Consider the following 18419-nt stretch of genomic DNA (forward strand, 5'->3'; position numbering starts at 1 on the left):
CTAATTATTGGAAAAAAAAATGTATAAAATTATAAAAGTTATTGGCAGAGAAATTCTTGATTCAAGAGGTATTCCAACTGTAGAAGCAGAAGTGCATCTTAAAAATAACATAATTGGTATTGCTTCAGTTCCTTCAGGCGCTTCAACAGGTAAAAAAGAAGCTATGGAATTACGTGATAAACAATTAAATAGATTTTTAGGTAAGGGTGTAAATAATTCTGTAAAATTTATAAATACAATAATTTCTAAAGCATTATACAAAAAAAACTCAACTGAACAAAAAAAAATAGACAAAATTTTAATAAAATTAGATGGAACAAAAAATAAATCAAAAATAGGAGCTAATACTATTTTAGCAGTATCTTTGGCCAACGCAAAAGCTGCAGCTATAGCAAAAAAAATACCATTATTTAAACATATTTCAATATTAAATAACACTCCAAATATTTATTCTATGCCTCTTCCAATGATTAATATTATAAATGGAGGAAAACACGCAAACAACACACTAGATATTCAAGAATTTATGATTCAACCAAGATCTGCTACAAATATTAAACAAGCAATACAAATGGGTTCAGAAATATTTCAAAATTTAGGAATTATTTTAAATAAAAATAAAATTAGTACCACTGTTGGAGATGAAGGAGGTTATGCTCCAAGTTTACAATCTAATGAAGCAGTATTTGAAATCATAGAAGAAGCAATTGAACAATCTGGTTATTCTATAAAAGAAGATATATCCTTTGCAATTGATTGTGCAGCATCTGAATTATATAACACAAAAGAAAAAAAATACATATTAAAAAATGAAAATAAAAAATTAAATTCTAAAGAATTTACACATTATCTTGAAAAATTAACTAAAAAATATCCTATTTTATCCATTGAAGATGGCCAAGATGAACAAGATTGGGAAGGATTTCGTTACCAAACAAATAAATTAGGTTCTAAAATACAAATAGTAGGTGATGATTTATTTGCAACAAATAGCGAAATATTAAAAAAAGGAATAAAACAAAAAATAGCAAACGCAATTCTTATAAAACCAAACCAAATTGGAACATTAACAGAAACACTAAAAGCAATTAAAATAGCAAAAGAAGCTAATTATAAAGTTATAATATCGCACAGATCTGGAGAAACAGAGGATACAACAATTGCAGATTTATGTGTTGGAACTAATGCAGGTCAAATTAAAACAGGTTCTATGAGTAGATCCGAAAGAATATCAAAATATAATCAACTAATCCGTATAGAAGAAAAACTAGGTAATATACTAGCTCCATTTAATAAGATTTAAAAAATATTTTAACTAAAATTGACTATTCTAATAATAGAAAATTCTGTTATTAGAATAACCATTGTATATATTTTAAATATAGTAATTTAATAATGACATGAAAAAATTTAATATATTACATTAAAATATATAAAATAAATATAAAAAATACAAAATTTTATATAATTTATAATATTTTAAATATTATACTTACATACTATAAAAAATAAAATAGATATAAAAATAAAATAGATACAAAAATAAAATAGATACAAAAATAAATATATACATAATACCTTAAAAAATTTTTGCTTTTATAGAACATATAATATTTTGAACATTTTTTTGTAAATCATCTTGCCCATTAATATGAATATAAGGTTTAATAGGGATTTCATAAATATCATTAATACCAGTAAAATTCTTTATATTTCCATTAGAAGCTTTTTTATACAAACCTTTAGGATCTCTTAATTGACAAACACTTAATGGAGTATCAATAAAAATTTCGTAAAAATTTTCTAAACCAATTATTTTTTTAGCTAATGCGCGATTTTTCAAATAAGGAGAAATACATGTAACTAAAACAACTATACCAGAATCTAGAAATAATTTAACTACTTCTGAAATACGTCTAATATTCTCTTTTCGATCTTTTTTTTTAAAATTTAAATCCTTACATAAACCATGCCTTACATTATCCCCATCTAATAGATATGTAATTATATTTAACTTATATAATTCTTGTTCAACAATATTAGCTATAGTTGATTTACCCGAACCTGATAAACCAGTAAACCATAATACTAAAGAATTGTGTTTATGATGAATTTCTCTTAAATTTCTATTAATAAAATTATTAGACCAAAAAATATTCGAAGTCATAGATTATTTTTTTTTCCAATCTTGTAATAAATTATTCATTTTCCAATGAGGAAAATATTTACAAATAAAAGTATTCAATTCTAATTCAAAAACCTTATTAACTATTTTTTTAGAATTAAAAGTATTGTTCTTACTTTTGCGAATCATACCAGCTGCAAGAGTTCGATTATTTAATATATCAATAAATATCATACCACCTAAAATATTGTTTTTAATATACTTTTCAAAAAAAATCTTTTCTTCAAAAATAATATGTATTAATCCAATATCATTTAAACATAAAAAATCTTGTTTTTCTTTGTTTAAATTATTAATATTTATTTTATAAATTATTTCTTTTACACAAGCTTTTATTTTTTTTCCTGCAATTTTAATATTATATGATTTACCTAAAATTAATTTTTCCTCATCCATCCAAACTAAATCTACTATAGCTTCATCATATGTTTTCACTTTTGCTTCATATTCAACAATACAATCACCTCTACTTATATCAATTTCATCTTTTAATAATATTGTAATTGCTTGACCAGAAACAGCTTGATTTAATTTTCCATCAAATGTAATTATCTCTTTTACATAGGAACTATGAAAAGAAGGTAAGATCTTTATTTTTTGCCCTACATTAATTGATCCTGAAACTAATGTACCAGAATAACCACGAAAATTTGAATTTGGACGGTTGATATATTGTATAGGAAAACGAGTATTTTTTTTAAAATAAGAAGGTAAATTAATAGATTCAATATATCGTAATAATGTCAATCCTTCATACCAAGGCATTAAATTAGTACTGTAAACTACATTTTCACCTGATAAAGCTGAAATAGGAATAAATTCTGTATTTAATTTTAAAGATAATTTTTTTGAAAATATTAAAAAATCATTTTTAATTCTTAAAAAAACTTCTTTGCTATAATTAATGACATCCATTTTATTAATAGCAATTATAAAATTTTTAATTCCCAATAAATTTACAATAAAACTATGACGCTTAGTTTGTTCTAATAAACCTTTACTTGCATCAATTAATAAAATAGCTAAATCACAATTAGATGCACCAGTAGCCATATTACGAGTATATTGTATATGACCAGGAGTATCTACTATTATAAATTTTTTTTTATTCGTTGAAAAATATCTATATGCAACATCTATAGTAATACCTTGTTCTTTTTCAGATTGCAAACTATCTAATAACAAAGATAAATCTATTTTACTACCTTGAGTTCCATGGCGTTTACTATCATTTTTCAAAGAAATTAATTGATCAGAATAAATCATTTTAGTATCATGTAATAATCGACCTATTAAAGTACTTTTTCCATCATCTACACTACCACATGTTAAAAATCTTAATAAATTTTTTTTTTTTTCCATTTCAAACCAATTTTTAAAACTATTGTTTTTTTTAATATTTTTATTAACAATATTCATACTTTATAATTTCCTAAAAATAACCTTCTCTTTTTTTAAGTTCCATAGAACCAATTTTATCATTATCTATTATTCTACCTGAACGTTCACTATACTGAGTTAATAACATTTCTTTTATAATACCTTTATAGTAGTAGCTGTAGATTTTATAGGACTTGTTAAAGGCCAACAACCTAAAGTTCTAAAACGAACCATACATTTTTGAAGAAATTCATTAGATTTTAAAAAAATACGATCATCATTAATCATTAATAACATATTATCACGTTTTAAAACAAGTCTTTTTTTAGCAAAATACAAAGGCACTACATCAATATTTTCTAATAAAATATATTCCCAAATATCTAATTCTGTCCAATTTGATAAAGGAAAAACACGAATACTTTCTCCTTTATTAATTTGACCATTATAATTATTCCATAATTCCGGACGTTGATTTTTTGGATTCCACCTATGATATATATCTCGAAAAGAATATATACGTTCTTTAGATCTTGATTTTTCCTCATCTCTTCTAGCACCTCCAAAAGCAGCATCAAAATTATATTTATCTAAAGCTTGCTTTAAACCTTCTGTTTTCATTATATTAGTATATTTATCACTACCATCCTGAAAAGGGTTAATACCACTTAATACACCATTTTCATTAGAATAAATGATAATATTTAAATTTAATTTTTTAGCTATATTATCTCGAAATTCATACATTTCTTTAAATTTCCATAACGTATCAACATGTAATAAAGGAAAAGGTATGTTTCCAGGAAAAAATGCTTTTCGAGCTAAATGTAACATTACAGAAGAATCTTTGCCAATAGAATATAACATGACAGGGTTATTAAATTCTGCTACTACCTCTCTAAATATATATATACTTTCTGATTCTAATTTCTGCAAATGAGTAAAATAATTTTTTCTTATCATATTCAACCTTATATTAAATAATTAAATAAATTATATAATTATTTCAATTTAACCATGACAATTTTTTATGTAAATTTACAACCTTTCCAATAATTAACAAAATGGGATTACTTAATTTTTTAGATAAGAATACAATTTCTTTCAATTGACCAAAAAGAACCTTTTGATATAATAATGTCCCAAAACCAACTAAAACTATGGGTGTATTTAGAAAAAACCCCTTGGATAAAACCGACTTTAAAATATCTTGTATTTTTGTTTTGCACATATAAAATACTAAAGTTTCTGCATTTTTAGAATAAATAATAGAATTATTAATATTACTATTTTTATATAAATTTGCAGTTAAAAATAATACACTACTAGAATATTTTCTATAAGTCAAAGGAACGCCAATAGAAGCAGATATACCCACAGCGCTAGTTATTCCAGGAATAATTTTAAATTTAATACCAGCTTTTTTAACAGCAATTAATTCTTCTACACCTCTGCCAAAAATAAAAGAATCTCCTCCTTTTAAACGAACTACTCGATAACCTTGTTTAGCAAATTTTATCAATAATTCATTAATTTCATTTTGTGTAATAGAATTCAAACCAAACCTTTTACCTACACATAAAAGTTTTGCATCTTTTCGTATTAATTGCAGTATATTTCTACTAATTAAATAATCATATAACACAATATCGGCTCTTTGTAATGTTTGTAAACCTTTAATAGTTAAAAGTTCGCTATCTCCTGGACCAGCGCCAACTAAAACTACTTCACCATCTCGTTTAACATTGTTAATCATGTAACTATATAAAATTTGTATAGCATTTTTAAAATTATTATGTAAAATTTCATTTATAAATGAACTATCAAAAACACTTTCCCAAAAAAAACGCCTTTCAGATAAATTACTAGAATAAAATTTAATTATTTTCCTAAATTTTCCAGATAATAAAGCAATATTCCCAAAATTATATGGTATAAGAATTTCAATTTTTTCTCTTATTATTCTTGTTAATACAGGTGATTTTCCTTTAGAAGAAACTGCAATTAAAATTGGATCTCTATTAACTATGGAAGGAAATATAAATGAACATAATTTTTCATTATCTACTGTATTTATCAAAATTTTATTATTATTAATTAACTTATAAATTCTATTATTATAATTGTTATTATTAGTTGCTATGACTACTAAACACACATTTTTAAGATATTTTTTAAAATAATTCATACTAATCCAAATTACTTTTTTATTATACATATATAAAAATAATTTTTTACATAATTTCTTTGAAATAATATGAATATTTGCATGACATTGTAATAATAATTTTATTTTACGGTAAGCAATCATACCACCACCAAAAACTAAAACTTTTTTAAATTTCAAATTAATAAATATAGGTAAATATTTCATATAATCCATTTGTCATTATAAATGCTTTAAATAATTAATATTTTTTAAAAATATTTTTAAATAATATAAATTATTAATATGTATAAATATAAAAAATTAAATTAAATCATGTAAACCACATTCTCTTTTTAAACCAAAAAAACGTGTATTTTCTTCTGATTCACCTGGAATATATTTTCTAGTAGTATGCACATCTCCTACAGATACATAACCTTTATCCCATAATGGATGGTACGGTAAATTATGTTTTTTTAGATATTTATGTATATGTAAATTACTCCAATCTAATATTGGTAAAAATTTAAAAATATTTTTTTGTAAAGATAAATATGATAATTTTGCTCTTGTAGAAGATTGCTGTATTCTTAAACCAGCGAACCAAGTTCTAACAGAAAATTTACTAAAAGATTTGTTCATAGGTTGTATTTTATTAATATTATTATATAGATTAATACCTTCCAATCCCATATTCCATAATTCACCGTAACGTACTTTTTGCCAAGATGATGAAATATTAGCATTAAAAACATGTAAATTTAAACATAAACGAGAATGTAAAATATCTATAAATTTATATGTTTCAGGAAATAAATATCCAGTATCAATTAAAATAACTGGTATTTTAGGTTTTTGTGTAGTCATTAAATGCAATAAAACAGCAGATTGCACTCCAAAACTAGAAGTTAATACAAAATTAGAAAATAAATTATTTAAAGCCCATGTAATTCTTTCAGTAGCAGATAACTTATGTAAAATTTTATTTAATTTTAATAAATTTTTAAAATATATATTTTTATTAAATATATGATTATTAAATAAATTGTTAATCTTCATATATAATTTCCTGAATTTAAATTTAATTATAAAATATTTATTTAACTAAACCTAAACGAATCACAAAGTCTCCAAAAAATTCGTTTTTTTGTCTTTTCTTTGACCATAAAGCTATTAAACTATCAATTTTATTTAAAATTTTTTCTTTAGAAATATTTTCGCAATAAATTTTAGCTATACGTGTTCCAATATTATTACCTCCGATATATAAATTATAACGACCCAAAGATCGACCAATTAATCCAATTTCACTTAATAAAGATCTTCCACAACCATTAGGACAACCAGAAATTCTAAATGATATATTTTCCTTAAACATATTATATTTTAATAATATTTCTTCTATATTTATAATATAATCAGGTAAAACCCGTTCTGCTTCAGCCATAGCTAAGGGACATGTTGGTAAAGACACACAAGCCATAGAATTTGAACGTATTTTACTAATAGAATTGCATAAATTATATTTATCTATAATATTTTGTATCTTTTTCTTTTTTTGAGAATCAATATTAGATATTATTAAATTCTGATTTGCAGTAATACGAAATATTCCATTATATACATTTGCAATTTTAATCAAAGCGGTTTTTAATTGTTGCGCCTCATTGTCACAAATACGACCATTCTTAATAAATATTGTATAACTCCAAATATTATCTAAACCCCTCAACCAACCAAACCTATCTCCTCGGCTAGTAATATTATAATTTTTAATATTCTTTAATACAATTCCCGACCTAATTTCAATTTCTTTTTTGAAAATTTTATATCCTACTCTAGCAATTGTATATCTTAATTTTGCATTTTTACGATTAGTGCGATTACCCCAATCTCTTTGTATAGCAATTACAGTTTCAGCTATAATTAAAGTCTGTTCTACAGAAAAAAAACCAAATTCTTGTGCACATGCAGGCCATGTTAATTTATTTCCATGCTCTATAGATAATCCACCACCTAATAATAAATTAAAACCAATTAATTTATTATTTTTATGTATAGCTATAAACACCATATCATTAGCATTCATATCAACATCATTTTCTGGAGGTATTATAATTGCTGTCTTAAACTTTCTTGGTAAATATGTTTTCCCTAAAATCGGTTCTTCATCTAAACCATAAATTTTTTTCTTATCTAACCATATTTCTGCATACGCTTTAGTTTTTGGTAATAAATGTTTTGAAATTTTTACTGCCCAATTATACACTTCATTATGCAATTCAGAACGCATAGGATTAGAAGTACATAAAACATTTCTATTTACATCATTTGCAGTACCTATTGAATCTAATGATAAACTCGATAACATTTTATGTATTTTTTTTAAATCTTTTTTATAAATACCATGTATTTGAAATGTTTGACGATTTGTTAATCTAATTGTTTTATATATTGTATATTTTTCCGAAAAAGCAATTATTTTTAAAAATTGTTCAGAAGTTAATAAACCACCAGGTAATCTACAACGCAACATCATGGCGTGTTTAGGCTCTAATTTTTGCGCAATCCTTAATTTACGAATATCTCTATCATCTTGTTGATACATTCCATGAAATCGTATTAATGAATAATTATCTCCTGTAAATCCATTAGTTATTTGATTTATTAAATCTTTCTTGATAGTTCCACGAAGAAAATTACTTTCACGTTTTATACGTTCTTCGTTGGTTAAATTTCCACATACTATAAGATCTTTTTTTTTTTTCATTAATATACATCTCTTTGATAACGTTTAGAACAACGTAATTTATTTAAATAATCATAAGCAATATTACTATTCATATTGCCATATTTTATAAAAATTTTTAATAAAGCAATTTCTGCAGATTTAGCGATAGTTTTAATATTTCCACAAACATATATATGCGCACCTTCTTGCACCCATTGCCAAATATCTTTTCCACGAAGATTAATCTTTTCTTGAATATATCTTTCTTTAATATGTTGATCTCTCGAAAAAGCTAAATCTATACGTGTTAAGATACCAGAATTATAATATTTTTGCCATTCTAATTGATACAAAAAATCTTCTGTAAAAAATTGATTTCCGAAAAACAACCAATTTTTACCAGAAGCTTTTGAAGCGTAACGATCCTGTATAAATGCACGAAAAGGAGCAATTCCAGTACCAGCACAAATCATTATAATAGAAACTGTTTTATCTTCTGGTAAACGAAAATTTTTATTAGAAAGAACATAGATTTTTAATTTATTTTTATCTGTTAATAAATTAGATAAATAATAAGATGAACCACCAAAACGCATATTATTATTAAAATTATATTTTACTACTGCAACTGTAATATGTATTTCATTATCGACTTCTAATTGTGATGAAGATATAGAATATAAACGCGGTTGTAAAGGTCTTAAAATATTAATTAATACATCAGAATTTATTTTTTTTGGAAAATAACTAATCATATCTACAATAGGTGTAAAGTATGAATATAATTTCAATTTTTCTTTTTTTGATTTTAAAATATTTAAAGAATAATTATAATTAATTAAGGATAAATATTTTTTAGCAACACTATATGTATTTACAGTTAATTCATAATATTTTTTTAATGCATATAAAATTTTTATATCTTTACCATTATAATTAATTAGTGTATTTTTTACAATATTTAATAATTTCAATATTTTTAAAATTAAATTTAAATTATTCTGATACCATACACCTATAGCATCACCAGGTAGATATTGTATACCAGAAGAAGCTAAATCAATTTCTATATGTCGAATATCTTTATTAGCATATTCTCCAGTTATTTTTTGATTAATTAAGATAGAAGTTTTAAATGGTTTATTTTTTGTATATTTATTTAATTTATAGGTTTGATTAATATATTTTTTTTGTATATTTTTTTGAACATTTAAAAAATTTTTATTTTTATCAATAATTATTTTTAAAATTTTTTTAATCCATTTTTTAGCAATAATTTTATATTCAATATCTGCATCTACTCTAGGTAATAATTGTTTTCCACCTAAAGAACGTAAGATCTTATCAAAATCTTTCCCAGCTTTACAAAAAAAATCATATGTTTTATCACCTAAACTAAATATAGAATAATGTAAATTATCTAATTTTGGGCTTCTTTTAGAAATTAAAAAATTATAAAAATCACAAGCATTATCAGGAATCTCCCCTTCACCTTGAGTAGATATAATGATTATTAATAATTTTTCATTAATAATTTTTTTAAATTTAAATTCATCAGCATCAAGTAATTTCGCAGAAATATTAAATTCAATACATTTTTTATAAAATTTTTCCGATAAAAGACGTGCGTTTCCTGTTTGTGAAGCGGAAATTATTGTTATATGATCATTATTTGTAAATTCACAAGAAATATTTTGATTTTTATAATTATTTGCAATTCCCCAAAAATAACCTGATAACCAAGAAATCTGCATATTTGACAAATTATTTGTAATTGATTTTATAACATCCATATTTTTAGAATCTATAGGACAACAATCCTGCGTAATTAATTTATCCATTATAACGCTACACATAACTAAATAAAAAATTAAATATTATAAGAATATTATATGTTATATAAAATATAATTAATATATTTATTATATAAATATAAATTATTTAAAATATTTGGATATTAAAAAATTAAATATTAATAAGATAATGTAAATATATAAATAATATCATTAAATTATATTTTAATATAAAATAAATAATAAAATATTTTTTTAAAAAAAATAAAAATATGTTTAAAAAAAAACCTTATTTTTTAATAATTGATGGACATTCATACCTATATAGAGTATATTACGCATTACCAAATATAATTGATAAATTTAAAAATTTTTCAGGTGCAATATATGGTTTTTTAAAAATGATACAAAAGATATATAAAAAATATAAACCAAAAAAAATGAGTATTGTATTTGATTCACCAAAAAAAAACTTTAGAAATAATTTATTTAAAAAATATAAAATAAATCGCAAACCCATGCCTGAAAATTTAATATATCAATTTCAAAAATTATGTAAAATAATAAAAATATTAAAAATTACTACATTAATTATCCCAAAAGTAGAAGCAGATGATGTTATAGGTACAATAGCTACAAAAAAAAAAAAAAAATACAGAATATTAATTCATAGTAATGATAAAGATTTTGCACAATTAGTAAATAATAAAATAAAAATTATACAAAAAATAAATTGCAAACCTTTAGGAATTAAAGAAATTATAAAAAAATATGGAATACATCCTAAAAAAATAATCGAATTATTTTCCTTAATAGGTGATACATCAGATAATGTAAAAGGTATTAAAGGAATAGGTAAAAAAACCGCAATTAAACTTTTAAATATATTTAATTCTACAAAAAATATCTATAAAAATATTGAAAAAACACATTTATTTAATATACGTAATAAAAAAAAAATAATTGAAAATCTAAAAAAAAAAAAAAAAAAACTACAATTAAACCAAAAATTAATAAAAATAAAACTAAATGTTAAAATAAATTTCACATTATATTCTTTTAAAATATCTAATATATTAAATAAAAAAATTGTTAAAATAATTCAATATTATAATTTTAAAAATTTTACAAAATATATAAAAAATTTTTAATATAATGTATTTTTTTTCTGATGCATGGCAATAATTTTATTCTTTAATAACTCTATTCCTTTTTTTTTCAAAGATGAATAAATTATGATATCTAGAATATTTTCGATAAATAAAATTTTTTTTTTAATCAATAAAAGTTGTTTATTTTGTTCTTGTGTACTTAATTTATCAGATTTGGTTAATAATATAACTACAGGAATAGTATAATTTTTAACATAATCTAAAAAAATTCTATCAAGATTTTTTAAAGGATTTCTTATATCCATTAATAATATTATACCTATTAATTGTTGCCTATATTGTAAATAATTAAATAATAAATTTTGTATTTTTTTTTTTTTTTTTTTTGAGTGATTAACATATCCATAACCTGGAAGATCTACTAAAAAAAAATCATTATTAACTTTAAAAAAATTAACTAAATTAGTACTTCCTGGTTTCTTACTAACACGAGATAATTTTTTTTGATTAGTTAAACTATTAATAACACTAGACTTTCCACAATTTGAATATCCAAAAAAAGCTATTTCTGTATTTTTATAAATATTTATTTTAGAAATATCATGAAAACTTTTATAAAAAATGGCATTATAAAAAGAATTAAAGAACATAAATACTCCAAAAATAACAATAAATTCAAATATTAACCATCTATTAAAAAACAATAAATATTGTTAAATTGAATATCAATAATATATAAAATAATAAAATTATAAATAATCTAATCAAATTAAAATATTAAATAATAATGTAATATTAAATAAAATATTTTTATAATAAATAATATTTATTTTATAAATGAGAATTATATGACAAAATATTTAAGAAATATAGCTATTATTGCACATGTCGATCATGGAAAAACTACTTTAGTTAATCAATTGTTAAAACAATCGGGAGCTTTTAAAAAACATGAAAAAATAACAGAAAGAGTTATGGATTCACATGACTTGGAAAAAGAAAGAGGAATAACAATATTTTCTAAAATAACATCTGTACAATTTAAAAAATATCATATAAATATTGTAGATACTCCAGGACATGCAGATTTTGGTGGCGAAGTAGAAAGAATATTATCTATGGTAGATTCTGTTTTATTAATTGTAGATGCACAAGACGGACCTATGCCTCAGACTAGATTTGTTACACAAAAGGCTTTTTTACATGGAATAAAACCAATTGTAGTAATTAATAAAATTGATAAAAAATATGCTAGAACTGATTGGGTAATAGAAAAAATATTTGATTTGTTTGTTGATTTAAATGCAACTGATGAACAACTAGATTTTCCTATTATTTATACATCTGCATTACAAGGTGCGGCAAGTAAAAAACACCCTGTTAAAAAAACAAACATGAAATCATTATATAAAGCAATAATTAAACATGCGCCAATACCTAAAATAAACAAGTCTAAAACATTACAAATGCAAATATCACAATTAGATTATAGTAATTATTTAGGTGTAATTGGAATTGGTAGAATAAAAGAAGGTGTTATAATAAAAAATCAAGATGTTGCTATAATTAATAAAAATAAAAAAATAACTTTTGGTAAAATAAATAAAATACTATATTATTGTGGTTTAAAAAGAGTTGAAATAAACAAAGCAAAAGCAGGAGATATAATTGCTATAACAGGCATAGATAATTTAAATATCTCTGATACAATTTGTGAATTAAATAATATTAAACGCTTGCCGAAATTAAAAGTTGACAAACCAACTGTAAATATGCTTTTTTCAGTAAATTCATCCCCTTTTTCTTCTAAAGAAGGGAAATACATTACTTCTAGACATATTTTAGAAAGATTAAAAAAAGAAAGTATACACAACGTTGCTTTAAAAATAAAATCTACAAATAACACTAATACTTTTTCTGTTTCAGGTAGAGGAGAATTACATTTAGCAATATTAATAGAAAATATGCGTAGAGAAGGATTTGAGTTAGAAGTATCAAGACCTAAAATAATTTTTAGAACAATTAATAATGAAATACAAGAACCATATGAAAATGTATCATTAAACATCCCAGAAAAATATCAAGGAAAAATAATTAAAAAAATAGGAGAACGAAGAGGAAAACTTCAAAACATACATCATGATGTAAAAAATAATAGCATACATCTAGAATATTTAATATCTAGTAGAGCATTAATAGGATTTAGAACAGAATTTATTAATTTAACTTCTGGAAAAGGACTATTATATACTGCATTTAGTCACTATGAAAAAAAAGAAGAACATAATATAGGACAAAGAACGAATGGAGTCTTAATATCTAATAATACAGGAATGGCTGTAGCATACGCTATTTTTAATTTACAAAATAAAGGAAAATTATTTATAAAACATGGAGAACAAGTATATGAAGGACAAATTATAGGTATACATAATAGATCAAATGATTTAACAGTTAATTGTATAACAGGAAAAAAATTAACAAATATGCGCGCATCTGGTTCTGATGAATCAATAATATTAACCCCTCCTAATAAAATAAATTTAGAATATGCTATAAGTTTTATTAATGATGATGAATTAGTTGAAATAACACCAAAATCTATAAGATTAAGAAAAATGTTTCTATTAGAAAATCAAAGAAAGAAAAAAATAAAAAAATAGACATATTTAATATTTACAAATTAAATATGTTTAACAAATGAACAAATTTTTTTTTTTGCCTTCTTAAATATAAACTTTCAGTAAAAATTATACTATATAAACTTTTTACAGCTGTATTAAAATTATCGTTAATAATTAAAAAGTCATATGATTTATAATGCATCATTGCATCAATAGAATGTTTCATACGATTTTTAATTGCATGATGTGTATCTGTATTACGTAAAATTAACCTTTTGTATAATTCTTTTTTAGAAGGGGGTAAAATCACAATACTTTTAATTTTTGTAAATAAAGTATATATTTTTTTTGCACCTCTCCAATTTATATCTAATAATACATCTATTCCATTAAACAAAATTTTACTTATATTACTAGGAGTTCCATAATAGTTATTAAAAACTTTCTCATATTCTAAAAATTTACCTTTATTTTTCATTTCTACAAATTTTTCTTTAGATACAAAATAATAATCTTTCCCATTAAATTCACCTGGTCGTATTAAACGTGTTGTATATGATATAGACAAAAATATTTCACTTAATGCTTTTTTTTTTAAAACTGCTTTTATTAAACTTGTTTTTCCTGCTCCACTAGGAGCAGATATTATAAATAATGTTCCTAAAGACATAAAATTTACACACAAAATTAGATAATTTAATTATATAAAATAAACATAAAATATTACATTTAAACATAAAATTTATATTTAACTTTAAAATATACTGGACAAATATTTTCAAATAATAAAATTGTATTTAAAGGTAAATTTTTATTTAATACTATTTGCAACCAAAATATTTTATTATTTAATTTAACTGTAAATAAAATTCTACCTATTATATAATTTTTATACATATCTGTAAAACGAATTACACAATTTTCAAAATTATAAGTAAAATTTTTTGTCAATAATTCTAAAACATATAAATATTTCCTATTTATTTTTTTAAAAAAAACTTTAGATATTATTTCTTGACCTATATAACAACCTTTATAAATATCAATATTATCAGGAATTCTCAAATTCACTGATTGTGGTAAAAAAATCTTTGAATTAATACGATCTAAAATTGGTATTCCAGATTTTAAGTGCAAAATAGACCATTGATCATCATAAAAAACAGAAAAATTCCTAAAAATATTTTTAAAAAACAAAACTTGTGAAAATTTTACAATAAATAAAAAACGTTCTTCAGGATATTGAAATTGTAAAATTATAATATCTCCATAATTAACTATAGTATTATGATAATCTGGTAATAATTTAAAAAATTTTAATAAAAACAATCTTAAATTAGTACCTGAAACACCAAACAATAAAAATTCTTTTTTACGTTGTGTATAAATTTTATAAAAATTTAGATATTTTTTAAATTCTTTTTTTTGAATTTTTAATATACTTTTTCTTATTACATAACCATAATTATTATTATATTTAAAAATTAAAAAATTAGATAAAACTTTTCCATAAATATCACAATTAGCGCAATGAAAATATTTTTTAAAATTTAACAAATTTATATTCATAGTAAATTTATTATTTAAATATTTTGCAGCATCTATACCAGAAATAGTAACAAAAACCCATTTTTTTAAATTAAATAATGCAATAGGTAATTTATTAATATCATAATAAGATATATTATTTTGTAAATATTTCTTCATACTTAACCTATATTTTAAAAAAAATAAATATTAAAATGTAATTCAATATAATGTAAATTAATATAATGTGGTAAAATTATTATAATTAAAATTTACAATATCTTTGAAATTAACTCATGTTTTCTGTAAATTATTTAAAAAAATATATTAATAGTTGCGCTATAAGAAATAAAAAAATAAAAAAATTATTTGGATATAAACAAAAAAAAAAAAAAATAATTAAAATAAACACAATATTTAATAAAACTGAAATATGGAAATTTCCACTAAAAATAAAAAAATTAAACAAAAAAAAAAAAAATATAGAAAATAATATAAAAAAAATAAAAAAAATCAACAACATGATTATTGATACTTATGAATTAATAAAATTATTTAACAATAAAGAAAATTTAGATTATGAAAATGAAATATATAAAGAAATTAAAAAAATAGATAAAAAATTAGAAAAAATAGAAATATATGTTTTATTTAATAATAAAAATGATTCTAAAAATTGTTATATAGATATTCAATCAGGATCTGGTGGGATAGATGCACAAGATTGGGCTCAAATGTTATTAAAAATGTATTTAAAATGGGCAGATAAAAAAAAATTCAAAACCCAAATCATAAATGAAACAATAGGAGAAATTGCTGGTATAAAATCCGCCACTATTAAAATATCTGGATTATATGCTTTTGGTTGGTTAAAAACCGAAACTGGTGTTCATCGTTTAGTAAGAAAAAGTCCTTTTAATTCAGGACAAAGAAGACACACTTCATTTAGTTCAATATTTGTATACCCTGAAATTGATAACAACATTAACATAATTATTAATAATACAGAATTAAGAATAGATTTATATAAATCTTCAGGAGCGGGTGGGCAACACGTAAATAAAACAGAATCTGCAGTTAGAATTACACATATTCCTACTGGCACAGTTACACAAAGTCAAGAACAACGTTCACAACATAAAAATAAAGAACAAGCCATGCAACAAATGAAAGATAAATTATACAACTTAGAATTAAAAAAAAAATATAAAAAAAAACAAATTGTAGAAAAAAAAAAATCAAAAATAAGATGGGGGAATCAAATACGATCATATATATTAGATAATAATCTAATAAAAGATTTAAGAACTGGTATAGAGACAAATAATATACAAAATGTATTAAATGGTGAATTAGATCAATTTATTAAAAAAAATCTTAAAATAATATACAGGAAAAAAAATGACAGAAAAAAAAAATAAAAATTTTCTTTATTTACAAAAAAAAACAAGAATAAAAAAAATAAAAAAAACAAGTAAAGGAAAATTTAATTTTCCAAATACATTTAAAACGAACTATACTATACAAAATATTATAAAAAATTTTAAAAATAAACAAAATGACAAATTAAAAAATTTAAATATTAAAGTTAAAATAGCGGGTAGAATAATTAAAAAAAGAGTAATGGGAAAAGCAACATTTATAATTATAAAAAATTTAGAAGAAAAAATACAATTATATATAGGATATAATAATTTACTAAATAATGAAAAATATGCAGAAATAAAAACATGGAATTTAGGAGATATATTAGGTGCTTATGGAGTAATATTTAAAACAAAAACTCAAGAATTATCTATTAATTGTATAAAAATCAAACTCTTAACAAAATCTATTAAACCCATACCAAATAAATTTCATGGTTTAAAGAATACTGAAAAACGATATAGGCAACGATATTTAGATTTAATAACAAACAAAAATTTGAAGAAAATATTTAAAAATCGTTCTTTAATATTAAGATATATAAGAAATTTTATGCATTTACATCATTTCATTGAAGTAGAAACACCAATGTTACAAAATATACCAGGAGGAGCTTCTGCTAAACCTTTTAAAACATATCATAATAAATTAAATAGTAATATGTTTTTAAGAATTTCTCCAGAATTATATTTAAAACAATTAATTATTGGAGGTTTTGAAAAAATTTTTGAAATAAACAGAAATTTCAGAAATGAAGGTATATCAACATATCACAATCCAGAATTTACTATGATGGAATTATATATAGCATATGCAAACTATCATGATTTAATGAAATTAATACAAAATTTGTTTAAATATATATCTTTAAAGCTTTTTAATCATTATTATTTAGAATATAAAAATTATGTATTTAATTTAAATAAGCCTTTTAAAAAAATACCCATGATAAATGCAATTTTAAAATTTAATCCAGATATAAAATTAAAACAATTAAATGATACAAAAGAGATAATAAAATTAGCTAAAAAAAAAAAAATAAAATATAAAGAAGAATATACAAAAGGAAAATTAATTTTAAAAATATTTGAAAAAACAACAGAAAAAAAAATTATTAAACCTACTTTTATTACAAAATATCCTATTGAAACATCACCTTTAGCACGTAAAAATGATAAAAATAAAAATTTTGTAGACAGATTTGAATTATTTATTGGGGGATTGGAAATAGGAAATGGATTTTCAGAACTTAATGACCCTATAGAGCAAAAAAAAAGATTTATTAATCAAAAAACATCAAAAAAAGAAAAAAAAAAATATGATAAAGACTATATTTTAGCCATGGAATATGGATTACCGCCAACAGCTGGTTTAGGTATTGGAATTGATCGCTTAATAATGTTATTCACAAATCAAAATAGTATACGTGATGTAATTTTATTTCCAACACTTAAAAAAAATAATGATTAATATTAAAAATATAAATAATATAT

At 21.6% G+C, this 18419-nt stretch carries 14 protein-coding genes and 1 pseudogene; 5 read left to right on the forward strand and 10 right to left on the reverse strand.

The window, feature by feature from the left end; all coding sequences use genetic code 11:
• Positions 1-19 precede the first annotated feature (19 nt).
• Positions 20-1303, forward strand: a complete 1284-nt coding sequence (eno, locus tag RJT30_RS01345) for a phosphopyruvate hydratase (RefSeq protein ID WP_343190194.1) — start codon at positions 20-22, stop codon at positions 1301-1303.
• Positions 1304-1579: 276 nt separating this feature from the next.
• On the opposite strand, the gene cysC is transcribed toward eno, so the two are convergent.
• The 7 genes and pseudogenes from cysC to RJT30_RS01380 form a co-directional block, all read right to left on the reverse strand.
• On the reverse strand, positions 1580-2167 hold the full coding sequence (gene cysC, locus RJT30_RS01350; RefSeq protein WP_343190195.1) for an adenylyl-sulfate kinase: 588 nt from the start codon (positions 2165-2167) through the stop codon (positions 1580-1582).
• 3 nt (positions 2168-2170) lie between these two features.
• On the reverse strand, positions 2171-3604 hold the full coding sequence (cysN, locus tag RJT30_RS01355) for a sulfate adenylyltransferase subunit CysN (RefSeq protein WP_343190196.1): 1434 nt from the start codon (positions 3602-3604) through the stop codon (positions 2171-2173).
• A gap of 13 nt (positions 3605-3617) precedes the next feature.
• Positions 3618-4525, reverse strand: a pseudogene (gene cysD, locus RJT30_RS01360) (sulfate adenylyltransferase subunit CysD).
• A gap of 46 nt (positions 4526-4571) precedes the next feature.
• Positions 4572-5948, reverse strand: coding sequence for a siroheme synthase CysG (gene cysG / locus RJT30_RS01365; RefSeq protein ID WP_343190197.1), 1377 nt, complete (start codon positions 5946-5948; stop codon positions 4572-4574).
• Between the two features lie 87 nt (positions 5949-6035).
• A complete protein-coding gene (locus RJT30_RS01370) occupies positions 6036-6773 on the reverse strand; it encodes a phosphoadenylyl-sulfate reductase (protein WP_343190198.1) in 738 nt (245 codons plus the stop codon).
• 37 nt (positions 6774-6810) lie between these two features.
• Positions 6811-8490: an assimilatory sulfite reductase (NADPH) hemoprotein subunit gene (gene cysI / locus RJT30_RS01375; protein ID WP_428994218.1), complete on the reverse strand. Its 1680-nt coding sequence runs from the start codon at positions 8488-8490 to the stop codon at positions 6811-6813.
• Positions 8484-10286 carry an assimilatory sulfite reductase (NADPH) flavoprotein subunit gene (locus RJT30_RS01380; protein WP_343190200.1) on the reverse strand — a complete coding sequence of 601 codons (1803 nt, stop codon included), beginning with the start codon at positions 10284-10286 and terminating at the stop codon, positions 8484-8486. The genes cysI and RJT30_RS01380 overlap by 7 nt, the downstream gene beginning before the upstream one ends.
• 224 nt (positions 10287-10510) lie before the next feature.
• On the opposite strand from RJT30_RS01380, the gene RJT30_RS01385 reads away from it, so the two are divergent.
• Positions 10511-11389 carry a 5'-3' exonuclease gene (locus RJT30_RS01385; protein WP_343190201.1) on the forward strand — a complete coding sequence of 293 codons (879 nt, stop codon included), beginning with the start codon at positions 10511-10513 and terminating at the stop codon, positions 11387-11389.
• Here the strand turns inward: RJT30_RS01385 and yihA are convergent.
• Positions 11386-12000 carry a ribosome biogenesis GTP-binding protein YihA/YsxC gene (gene yihA / locus RJT30_RS01390; RefSeq protein ID WP_343190202.1) on the reverse strand — a complete coding sequence of 205 codons (615 nt, stop codon included), beginning with the start codon at positions 11998-12000 and terminating at the stop codon, positions 11386-11388. The genes RJT30_RS01385 and yihA overlap by 4 nt on opposite strands.
• Before the next feature lie 198 nt (positions 12001-12198).
• Between yihA and typA the strand changes: the two genes are divergently transcribed.
• Entirely contained in the window at positions 12199-14013 is a 1815-nt protein-coding gene (typA, locus tag RJT30_RS01395; RefSeq protein ID WP_343190203.1) for a translational GTPase TypA, read from the forward strand.
• Positions 14014-14026: 13 nt separating this feature from the next.
• Here typA and gmk read toward each other — a convergent pair whose 3' ends face one another.
• Entirely contained in the window at positions 14027-14644 is a 618-nt protein-coding gene (gmk, locus tag RJT30_RS01400; protein WP_343190204.1) for a guanylate kinase, read from the reverse strand.
• A 59-nt stretch (positions 14645-14703) separates the two neighbouring features.
• A complete protein-coding gene (locus RJT30_RS01405) occupies positions 14704-15681 on the reverse strand; it encodes a hypothetical protein (protein ID WP_343190205.1) in 978 nt (325 codons plus the stop codon).
• Positions 15682-15797: 116 nt separating this feature from the next.
• Here RJT30_RS01405 and prfB point away from each other — a divergent pair, with 116 nt between their 5' ends.
• Both prfB and lysS read left to right on the forward strand, forming a co-directional pair.
• Complete coding sequence (prfB, locus tag RJT30_RS01410) at positions 15798-16922, forward strand: peptide chain release factor 2 (RefSeq protein ID WP_343190206.1); 1125 nt, start codon at positions 15798-15800, stop codon at positions 16920-16922.
• Positions 16903-18396: a lysine--tRNA ligase gene (gene lysS / locus RJT30_RS01415; RefSeq protein WP_343190207.1), complete on the forward strand. Its 1494-nt coding sequence runs from the start codon at positions 16903-16905 to the stop codon at positions 18394-18396. The genes prfB and lysS overlap by 20 nt, the downstream gene beginning before the upstream one ends.
• Positions 18397-18419 lie beyond the last annotated feature (23 nt).

The sequence above is a fragment of the Buchnera aphidicola (Mollitrichosiphum nigrofasciatum) genome, from assembly GCF_039388045.1.
GTDB classification, from domain to species: Bacteria; Pseudomonadota; Gammaproteobacteria; order Enterobacterales; family Enterobacteriaceae; genus Buchnera_K; species Buchnera_K aphidicola_B.

Excerpts from the sequence above, each read along its gene's own strand:
- cysC (WP_343190195.1), bottom strand. The coding sequence starts at position 2,167 with ATGACTTCGAATATTTTTTGGTCTAATAATTTTATTAATAGAAATTTA.
- prfB (WP_343190206.1), top strand. The coding sequence starts at position 15,798 with ATGTTTTCTGTAAATTATTTAAAAAAATATATTAATAGTTGCGCTATA.
- typA (WP_343190203.1), top strand. The coding sequence starts at position 12,199 with ATGACAAAATATTTAAGAAATATAGCTATTATTGCACATGTCGATCAT.
- RJT30_RS01380 (WP_343190200.1), bottom strand. The coding sequence starts at position 10,286 with ATGGATAAATTAATTACGCAGGATTGTTGTCCTATAGATTCTAAAAAT.
- RJT30_RS01370 (WP_343190198.1), bottom strand. The coding sequence starts at position 6,773 with ATGAAGATTAACAATTTATTTAATAATCATATATTTAATAAAAATATA.
- yihA (WP_343190202.1), bottom strand. The coding sequence starts at position 12,000 with ATGTTCTTTAATTCTTTTTATAATGCCATTTTTTATAAAAGTTTTCAT.
- eno (WP_343190194.1), top strand. The coding sequence starts at position 20 with ATGTATAAAATTATAAAAGTTATTGGCAGAGAAATTCTTGATTCAAGA.
- lysS (WP_343190207.1), top strand. The coding sequence starts at position 16,903 with ATGACAGAAAAAAAAAATAAAAATTTTCTTTATTTACAAAAAAAAACA.
- RJT30_RS01405 (WP_343190205.1), bottom strand. The coding sequence starts at position 15,681 with ATGAAGAAATATTTACAAAATAATATATCTTATTATGATATTAATAAA.
- RJT30_RS01385 (WP_343190201.1), top strand. The coding sequence starts at position 10,511 with ATGTTTAAAAAAAAACCTTATTTTTTAATAATTGATGGACATTCATAC.
- cysG (WP_343190197.1), bottom strand. The coding sequence starts at position 5,948 with ATGGATTATATGAAATATTTACCTATATTTATTAATTTGAAATTTAAA.
- cysN (WP_343190196.1), bottom strand. The coding sequence starts at position 3,604 with ATGAATATTGTTAATAAAAATATTAAAAAAAACAATAGTTTTAAAAAT.
- gmk (WP_343190204.1), bottom strand. The coding sequence starts at position 14,644 with ATGTCTTTAGGAACATTATTTATAATATCTGCTCCTAGTGGAGCAGGA.